This is a genomic window from Vibrio sp. 10N.247.311.14 (assembly GCF_041467715.1).
GTDB classification, from domain to species: Bacteria; Pseudomonadota; Gammaproteobacteria; order Enterobacterales; family Vibrionaceae; genus Vibrio; species Vibrio crassostreae_C.
Map to the genome: position 1 here is coordinate 1 of NZ_JBFSVE010000087.1, position 8,098 is coordinate 8,098.

The 8,098-nt window shown below is 45.0% G+C and carries 10 protein-coding genes; 4 read left to right on the plus strand and 6 right to left on the minus strand.

The window, feature by feature from the left end; genetic code table 11:
* Positions 1–98: 98 nt before the first annotated feature.
* Both AB6F11_RS21060 and AB6F11_RS21065 read right to left on the minus strand, forming a co-directional pair.
* Entirely contained in the window at positions 99–566 is a 468-nt protein-coding gene (locus AB6F11_RS21060) for a YjiG family protein (RefSeq protein WP_102393339.1), read from the minus strand.
* Positions 566–1,303 carry a nucleoside recognition domain-containing protein gene (locus tag AB6F11_RS21065; RefSeq protein WP_102397981.1) on the minus strand — a complete coding sequence of 246 codons (738 nt, stop codon included), beginning with the start codon at positions 1,301–1,303 and terminating at the stop codon, positions 566–568. The genes AB6F11_RS21060 and AB6F11_RS21065 overlap by 1 nt, the downstream gene beginning before the upstream one ends.
* Before the next feature lie 526 nt (positions 1,304–1,829).
* Here AB6F11_RS21065 and AB6F11_RS21070 point away from each other — a divergent pair.
* Together AB6F11_RS21070 and nhaD are read left to right on the plus strand one after the other, a co-directional pair.
* On the plus strand, positions 1,830–2,006 hold the full coding sequence (locus tag AB6F11_RS21070) for a hypothetical protein (protein ID WP_017061524.1): 177 nt from the start codon (positions 1,830–1,832) through the stop codon (positions 2,004–2,006).
* Positions 2,007–2,260: 254 nt separating this feature from the next.
* Positions 2,261–3,700, plus strand: a complete 1,440-nt coding sequence (gene nhaD / locus AB6F11_RS21075; protein WP_102397980.1) for a sodium:proton antiporter NhaD — start codon at positions 2,261–2,263, stop codon at positions 3,698–3,700.
* Positions 3,701–3,714: 14 nt separating this feature from the next.
* Here the strand turns inward: nhaD and AB6F11_RS21080 are convergent, their stop codons facing one another.
* The 3 genes from AB6F11_RS21080 to AB6F11_RS21090 form a co-directional block, all read right to left on the minus strand.
* The gene (locus AB6F11_RS21080; protein ID WP_017061522.1) at positions 3,715–4,101 is read right to left on the minus strand and encodes a hypothetical protein; all 387 of its coding nucleotides are present in this window, start codon (positions 4,099–4,101) and stop codon (positions 3,715–3,717) included.
* A 171-nt stretch (positions 4,102–4,272) separates the two neighbouring features.
* Positions 4,273–4,755: a methylated-DNA--[protein]-cysteine S-methyltransferase gene (locus tag AB6F11_RS21085; protein ID WP_017061521.1), complete on the minus strand. Its 483-nt coding sequence runs from the start codon at positions 4,753–4,755 to the stop codon at positions 4,273–4,275.
* Positions 4,756–4,780: 25 nt separating this feature from the next.
* Positions 4,781–6,157, minus strand: coding sequence for an AlkA N-terminal domain-containing protein (locus tag AB6F11_RS21090; RefSeq protein ID WP_104216095.1), 1,377 nt, complete (start codon positions 6,155–6,157; stop codon positions 4,781–4,783).
* Between the two features lie 236 nt (positions 6,158–6,393).
* Here AB6F11_RS21090 and AB6F11_RS21095 point away from each other — a divergent pair, with 236 nt between their 5' ends.
* Positions 6,394–6,597: a hypothetical protein gene (locus AB6F11_RS21095; RefSeq protein WP_017061519.1), complete on the plus strand. Its 204-nt coding sequence runs from the start codon at positions 6,394–6,396 to the stop codon at positions 6,595–6,597.
* 183 nt (positions 6,598–6,780) lie between these two features.
* Here AB6F11_RS21095 and AB6F11_RS21100 read toward each other — a convergent pair whose 3' ends face one another.
* Positions 6,781–7,671 carry a LysR family transcriptional regulator gene (locus AB6F11_RS21100; protein ID WP_017061518.1) on the minus strand — a complete coding sequence of 297 codons (891 nt, stop codon included), beginning with the start codon at positions 7,669–7,671 and terminating at the stop codon, positions 6,781–6,783.
* A gap of 154 nt (positions 7,672–7,825) precedes the next feature.
* Here AB6F11_RS21100 and AB6F11_RS21105 point away from each other — a divergent pair.
* A partial coding sequence (locus AB6F11_RS21105) for a DUF413 domain-containing protein (RefSeq protein ID WP_372179663.1) occupies positions 7,826–8,098 on the plus strand: 273 nt, incomplete at its 3' end.

Sequence of the window (8,098 nt, forward strand, 5' to 3'; positions counted from 1 at the left end):
TTGTGTAAGGGGTTTCTAACTTTTAAGTCTAACTTTAAGTTAAGTGTGCTTTTTTGTAACGTCTGAAAGCTGTTCGCAGCTAACCGTTCAAAGTCACGTTACAAAATAATGTTCATCAAGAACATTGCACCTAACGCATTCAATACCGAAATCGCGATCATCACCGGGATGTAGCGACCTTCAGTACCAATTGGTCCCATAATACGGCCCATGTATTGCACCTGAGAGCCCATCAAGTAGATAGCTGGCGCCAAGATAGCTATATGGTTGCCGTTCAGAATGCCTTGGTCAAACAGCGTGATAACCACACCCACTGCGCCACCCATCGACATCCACGCACCAATCAATACCGCTGCCGCTTCGCCAGGTAAACCAAATACCGCCATGATTGGAGCAAAAACACTGCCCATCAAATCCAGCGCACCGGTGATCTGCAATGCCTTGATGATCACAAACGCCATCAGAACATTCGGTACCGTAGAGGTAGTCGCAATAACCCAGCCTTTCTTAGCACCTTCAACGAAAATATCAGTAACCATTGGTTTCTTTGCTTTAACTTCGCTCATTATGCTACTTCCTCTGCCAGTTTTTGTTCTTTGTCTGATTTTGGTTTGTCTTCTTTGCCTTCAGTAATGTTGAGGTAAATACGGAACAGGTTCGCACCGACAAACTTGAAGATGAACATCACAGCCACAGCCAAACCAATTGACGATGTTACCGCCAAAGAACCATCCATCGCCGTTAGAGTGAACAGAACCGCACCTGAAGAGAAAAAGTTAACGATCGCCGCACCCGCCGTAAACTGGAACATGGTGAAGACATCGGTTTCACGCTTAGTCAGATGCCCTTCATCTTTCAGTTGTCTGGTCATCGCAGCACCCGCATCGGTACTTTGCAAAGAAGCAATCAGTGCCAAGCCTGAGTTACCCGGAATACCCATCAGAGGGCGAAGCAGAGGTGTCAGCAGTTTACGAGCCGCATCCAGTGCACCGTAATGCTCAAGTACGTTGATCATACCCAGTGCAAACATCACGGTCGGAATAAGTGTCAAAGCAAAAATGAAACCGTCGCGAGCACCACTACCACCTTTACCACGCAGTGACGTCGTTGCCGCTTGAATACCATCGGCCGTTTCACTCACATCGTAAGCGACCTTACCGAATGAACCGTTGAGCGTTGTAAAATCGAACACTCCATACCATTCATTGGACTGCATTAAACCTGAAAAGAACACAATCGCGAACGCGAGTGCGATATAGCTGCCGATCGTGACTTTACGATCGGTTTTGGTTGGATTAGTCATAAGGACCTCTATACATCTCGTTTATGTGGAACAGAACACGTATAGATAGTGCAAACTAATGAGCGAAAGATTAATGACCAAAATCAAATAGCGTATCGGTTTGAATAAAAGAAGCACAGCAACATATAAAACTGTGATTTTGATTTAAAAGCAGAACCATACGCTAAATAAATTAGAATATTTCACATACAAAACTAAACAAATCTTGCTTCAACAGCGCAACCAAAAACGCACACAATCACCACACAAGTCTGGCTTCTAGTGAGAAGTTTTTACCTAGTGCGATCTCTGATAATGTTGTAAGAGATCTCTTACATTGTTTTTCTGGTCAATTTTAATTCGATTATAATACAGAGACTTAAATAGTGATTTCGCTTCCAGAACGCAACCGTTTTCCCTTAGTTGATTGAGTTTTGAGCCAAGCGCAAACAGTGAGCCATTTTATAAAGAATTTGAGCTTAATTCGAAATTTCAGCCCTCAGAGGTGCTATAGACTTCGCCCAGCCAATATAGAAGGAGAACGGTGATGACTATGGAAATGAGAACGCTTAAATATCAAGTAATGGGCAAAGGCATGTGGATCACTGCAACGGTATCTCGCGTAGTGGCGGACAAACTTGCGCTTGAATACCAATCCTATGGCTGGCCTGTTGAAGTATGTGCAGCAGAACAAACACTGACGTTTGATCTCAATGCTGCATAATGTTGGCAATTTCGAATAAGCTCTATCGGCACTGAGTCCGGTAGGGCTTTTTCTTTGGTCTTTAGTCTTTAGTCTTTAACTTAAGTGTGGAAGACAGTAATTTTGAGTATGTAAGACCGTATTTCGTTCACATCACAGTCTATTCCTTTCATTATAATCTATTGAATTATTAAGATATCTATCACACTGCACATGGTTATTTAGGTCTACTCTTTTACCCGTGTTAATAACTTATTAACTTCGGAGCGTAATCCATGTTAGGTATCCAGCTTTCTGCTGTTCTCTCTTTGTTACTCTTTTCTTCGGTAGCAGGTGCTGCCACTTCTCAGTTGGGAGAACCACTCAAGCTCACCAACTCATTCGCTGGCTACCTATCCCTGACCATTTTCGTTGTCGCCTACATCGTGGTGATGATGGAAGAGTACCTAAAGCTCCGAAAATCTAAGCCAGTGTTACTTGCAGCAGGACTGATCTGGATAATCATTGGTTTTATCTACCAAGAACACAACCTTGTTGAAGTCGCTAAGCAAGCACTCGAACACAACTTACTGGAATACGCTGAGCTGTTACTTTTCCTACTCGTCGCCATGACCTACATCAGCGCCATGGAAGAGAGAAGACTGTTTGATGCGCTGCAAGCGTGGATGGTGGGCAAAGGCTTTAATTTCCGCTCTCTGTTCTGGCTAACCGGTATTCTGGCCTTCTTTATCTCACCGATCGCCGACAACCTCACCACAGCTCTATTGATGTGTGCCGTGGTTCTGAAAGTCGCAGGATCTAACCCTAAATTCGTTAACCTAGCCTGTGTGAATATCGTGATAGCCGCTAACTCTGGCGGCGCGTTCAGCCCATTCGGTGACATCACAACGTTGATGGTGTGGCAGGCTGGTTATGTGAGCTTCAGTGAATTCATTCCCTTATTTATTCCTTCAGTGATGAATTACCTCGTCCCTGCAATGATCATGTCTTACTTTGTTCCCACAACCCAACCCGACACGGTGCATCAGCACGTTGAATTAAAACGCGGTGCAAGACGCATCGTGTTGTTGTTCATCATGACCATCGGCACTGCGGTTGCTTTCCATGCCGTACTCCACTTCCCTCCAGTAATGGGCATGATGATGGGGCTGGCGTATCTACAGTTCTTTGGTTATTTCTTGCGTAAGACCTTACCAAATTCACTGGCGAAGAAAAAAGCGGTGGCGATTGCCAACAATGATGGGGGGGCATTGAAGCGACTCGGTTCAGTCGTGCCCTTTGATGTATTTCGAAGAGTGTCCCATGCCGAATGGGACACTCTGCTGTTCTTCTACGGCGTGGTAATGTGTGTAGGTGGCTTGAGTCTACTGGGATACTTGGAGCTTGCCTCTGGCGTGATGTATAGCCAATGGGATCCAATTTGGGCCAACATCATGGTGGGGATCTTATCTGCGATTGTCGATAACATTCCGGTGATGTTTGCCGTGTTATCGATGGAACCTCAAATGTCGATGGGTAACTGGCTACTGATCACCTTAACCGCAGGCGTTGGCGGCAGCTTGTTATCTATTGGTAGTGCGGCAGGTGTGGCGTTAATGGGCGCGGCGCATGGCAAATACACCTTCTTTGGCCACTTGAAATGGATGCCAGTGATCATGATTGGCTATGCCGTCAGTATCGCTGCACACCTATGGCTTAATGGCGATCTTTTCTAATTCGGAGATCTTTTCTAGTTCGAACTGTCTTTCACAGGCTTATCTACAAGTGTCCAGACGTTACTCAATTGTATCGCTGGACATTGGTTGCAAGTTAGCATCTCGCCCTTCTGTTGAATGCGCATCACTAGTCTAGAGTCAGTTCGGCTGCTTCCAGAATTGAATTCAATGGTGATCAAGTCATCATCAACACGATAGGTTCGAGTCACGGAATTATCCGTTGTTTGATAAGTCACTTGCCCGGATTCAAAAAGTAGATAACTGTCATTATCTGCGTTCTCATACATACCTTTGAACAGAGCAAGCTGTGGAACCTCGAAAGGTCGGCTGGTATCAGTTAAACAACCTGTCAGCAATAATGCAGAGCTGCAGCCAGATATTAGTAAGGGGAATCTATTCATTTGGGCATCCTTGCCTAGAGAACATAGTCAAAGAATATGCAACCAAATCGATATTTCCCAGAAAGCGTTGATTTTAATTCAAAGTCATATTTTAAGAACCACTCGCCTTCACCATTAAGTAGTACGAGATATTCAGCCAGCATCTCGACAGGCTCATGGCTAAATCGCTTGCTAGTCTTGCTCTCTTCCCTCTATCACCAATAAGTGCTGTTTACGTTCTACGCCACCTGCATAACCCGTCAGTTTGCCGTTTTTACCAATCACACGGTGACACGGCACAATCACTGAAACCGGATTTTTGCCATTCGCCAAACCCACAGCACGAACGGCTTTCGGATTGCCTATCGCATCGGCCAGTTGTGCATAGCTCCAAGTCTCTCCATAAGGAATGGTCGTCAGCGCCTGCCAAACCGACTGCTGAAATGGCGTGCCCTTGGCTGCAATCGGCACAGAAAACTGAATAGCTTCGCCCGAGAAATAGCGATTAAGCTGCTCGATAGCCAATGCAAAGATCGGAAAGCTATCATCTTGAACACCCAACGGTTCCGGCTTGGTGGTATGTGTCTCGAACCAAAGGCCGAGCAAGCCTTCATCGTTCGCCTGTAACGTCACGGTTCCCAATGGGCTCTCATAGTAAGTAAAACGGTTGTCCATGATATCTCCTAGCTTAGTATTCCGATTAAGACTGATTCCAACAGTGGAACGTGGCGTAACTACCCCAAGGCGAAACACTCTCCGTGTTGATGGCGGGGCGATGCTCAATAAACTTCTTCACCACCAAGTCACCAACCAATAGATGATTAGGTTCGCTTAACCCGCGAAGCAGTGCATATTGAATAGTCCAAGGCCCAATCCCTTTTAGCTCAATCCATTTGGAAGGATGCTCAGCTTCATTGTCGACCATGTATTCGGCAAAACGCTTTAGGGTCTCTTTGCGGCTTCCCGGCATTCTCAAGAAGCTAACATCAGCGTCCGCTATCTGTTTTGGTGTTGGGAAGCTGGCTTTCTCATGTTCATCAGAAAGCTCTTTGACCAATAAGTTAAGCTGACCAATCGCCGCGGTTACCGAAACTTGCTGTCCTAGAATCGCTCTCACGCCTGCCTCCCAAGCACTCCACACGCCAGGAATACGGATACCACTCTTAGCCACCAAGTTAGGATCGATAGTCGTAAAGAACGTCTCAACCTTGGCAATATCGACATCAAGATCAAACATACGGCGGATATTCGCAATCAAGCTTCTTAATTGGCTTATATCATCCAACTCGAATTCAATATCCAAGCGGTTATCTTTGGCTAAAGTCGCCTTGAACCAACCCTTTGACCCGTTCACATTTACCGTGCGCTTATAATAATCTTCGCCAACGCCTTCTAAGCCCTCAATCATTCTTCGTCGATAAAACCTCAACAAGTGGTTCCAATCTAAGGGTCCATGAAAACCAAGCTGAATATGATTACTCTGAGTGTCACTTGGCTTCGCTCGCCTAATTTGGCTTGGCGAAAGCTGCAGCTCTTTTTGAAAGGCATCATTAAAACGGCGCGTACTATTGAAGCCACTAGCAAAGCCGACATCAGTAATGCTCATGCTACTGGTGTGCAGCAACTGCTTGGCAAACATCAATTGACTGTACAGACTATATTGCTTGGGTGACACGCCGATGTAATTGTCGAATAAGGTTCGTAAATAACGATCTGAAATACCTAACCGCGTTGCAAGGTCGACGATAGATCCTGAATTCAGAGCGCCATTATCAATCAACTGCATCGCACGTAAGAAAGTGGTTTCGACGCCCTTCCAAGCCGGCGAAAAAGGTGCGCTGTCTGGTCGACAACGTAAACAAGGACGATATCCCGCTTTCAATGCTTGAGCTTGATGGGAAAAATATTCGACGTTTTCTTCTTTGGGTGGTGTGGCTGGGCAAATCGGGCGACAAAAAATTCCTGTCGTTTTCACCGCTGTAAAAAACATCCCATCAATGCGAGCATCTCGTGCATATCGAGCCAAATGGCACTGCTCACTGGTTAAGCTGCTGTTGTGATTGATCTTTTTCGACATGCCGTACTCTTCCCACTTACCATAGCGTTTGATCCGATACCTAAAAGTTTACCGTGAACCACCATTGTCGCTAGCCACTTTCGGAAGCGAAGGTCAGATAAATCACAAAAAAGGGTTTTAATTTTATTCAATTCGACTAAATTTAACCTAGAGAGGGCATTCTTCTCACAACGTCAACGATCGGTACTTAGCACGCCAAGATGCAGAGACCTATCGAATATAAAAAGGAAAAGGCTATGGTTCTACACACATGTCGTATTGTTTTATCAAATCAACAGGTTCTCACCAGTCAATCAGTCGAGCAGTCTCTAAGCTTTCTTGAAGACAAAGCGGACAACGGGATTTCTATGATCGAGATTGACGCAACGGATGGCAATCAAATCCATTCGTACATGTCACACTCTCTTGAAGAGTCTATTGAGAATCTAATGAACCTATAGGGCTTTTAATAAAGGCTACACATACCAGGCTTAAACGATATTTATGGAATTAGAAACGATCTCTAGTTCCGAAAAGAAGTACATTTCTGGTTTAAAACAAAAATGGCTCCCAACTATACAATTAGTTGGGAGCCATTTTTTATTGAATCTAATCAGCAAAGCCACTGCTTACCGCGAATGCCGTTACTCAGGTGCTTGTTCAGCGGCTTGCTGCAATGTGTAAGCCGTCGATGGGTCAATCTCATTAACCAACTTCTCAACCTGCATGATCGCATCAACCGAGGTACTGCTTTTACGGTAGCTCAGATAAATTGGGAGATACCAGTCTTCAACCCCTTTCACCTTGTGCAGCTGACCCGAATCGATAAAAGGTTCGACTAGAGACACCGGAAGATACGCACTGCCGCCTTTCTCTAAAATGAAGTCGAGGGCGATACGGGCTGTAGAGGTACGTAGGTACGGTGCTGGCACTTTAGGGTGACGTTCTGCGTGTTCAGAACCAAAGCGCGTTCCCCAATCCACATAAACATACTTATGTTGAAATACAGATTCCAGATCATCTTGCTGCGTTGATACCAACACCAAAACCAAGTCAGCGACTTTTTTACAGTTCAGCTCTTCTGCTTTGATCTGATCGAACGCGAAAGCCATATCTAAGGTTCGTTCTAACAAATTACGGTTCAGTTGCTCGCGCCCCATCACCTCTGCCATAAAGCCGTAACCACCAAAAGAGTCGGTTACCACACTTAAACAGTTTTGCAGATACGCATCCCAAATATTCGGCGTGCCGCCCAGCGTTAACTGCAAGGCTTTACCACTCTCTAACGACAGCTCAAATTTGGCTTGTTGTAGGGTGGACACCATCACTTCGGCATAACCAATCAAACGTTCACCGGAAGATGTGAGTTTGATGTTATTGCGGTCACGAATGAAGAGCTGAGTATCAAAATAGCCTTCAAGCTGTTTGATCCGCGCACTCACCGCCGCTTGTGTTAAATACAAGTTTTCAGCTGCACGCCCAAAATGGCGCACCCTTGCAACCTCAAGAAAGGTTCTAAATACTTTCACATCCATCAAATACATCTCTGTAATAAATCTGCTAACTAGCCGATCTAGGATTGTTTATCGTAAAGGCAAAAACATTTTGTTTCCTATTTTAGCCTTTTAACAATATTTTCGCGTGAGCAATAAACACTAATTTCTATCTAACCACATTACTGAGGCTGATATGTCTGAGACCGAATTCCGACACGGAAAAAAACGTTTTTATGACACCATTAAATTCCCGAGAGGGTTCGCTAAGTCGGGTGATTTTACTCTTTCAGAAGAGGAAATCCTAACCTTGTTTGGTGACACTATGCTTGCACTTGAAACTGGTGAACTAGCACCAATCAATGCAGAAGAAAAACACTTCATTAAAGTGTTGTCTCACCCTCATAAGGCAAAGTCCAAGTTAGAGCGTGTTTGGTTGAAGTACATTCAACTGGCTCGTGGACGCCGT

Excerpts from the sequence above, each read along its gene's own strand:
- AB6F11_RS21095 (WP_017061519.1), top strand. The coding sequence starts at position 6,394 with ATGGTTCTACACACATGTCGTATTGTTTTATCAAATCAACAGGTTCTC.
- AB6F11_RS21080 (WP_017061522.1), bottom strand. The coding sequence starts at position 4,101 with ATGAATAGATTCCCCTTACTAATATCTGGCTGCAGCTCTGCATTATTG.
- AB6F11_RS21090 (WP_104216095.1), bottom strand. The coding sequence starts at position 6,157 with ATGTCGAAAAAGATCAATCACAACAGCAGCTTAACCAGTGAGCAGTGC.
- nhaD (WP_102397980.1), top strand. The coding sequence starts at position 2,261 with ATGTTAGGTATCCAGCTTTCTGCTGTTCTCTCTTTGTTACTCTTTTCT.
- AB6F11_RS21085 (WP_017061521.1), bottom strand. The coding sequence starts at position 4,755 with ATGGACAACCGTTTTACTTACTATGAGAGCCCATTGGGAACCGTGACG.
- AB6F11_RS21060 (WP_102393339.1), bottom strand. The coding sequence starts at position 566 with ATGAGCGAAGTTAAAGCAAAGAAACCAATGGTTACTGATATTTTCGTT.
- AB6F11_RS21070 (WP_017061524.1), top strand. The coding sequence starts at position 1,830 with ATGACTATGGAAATGAGAACGCTTAAATATCAAGTAATGGGCAAAGGC.
- AB6F11_RS21065 (WP_102397981.1), bottom strand. The coding sequence starts at position 1,303 with ATGACTAATCCAACCAAAACCGATCGTAAAGTCACGATCGGCAGCTAT.
- AB6F11_RS21100 (WP_017061518.1), bottom strand. The coding sequence starts at position 7,671 with ATGGATGTGAAAGTATTTAGAACCTTTCTTGAGGTTGCAAGGGTGCGC.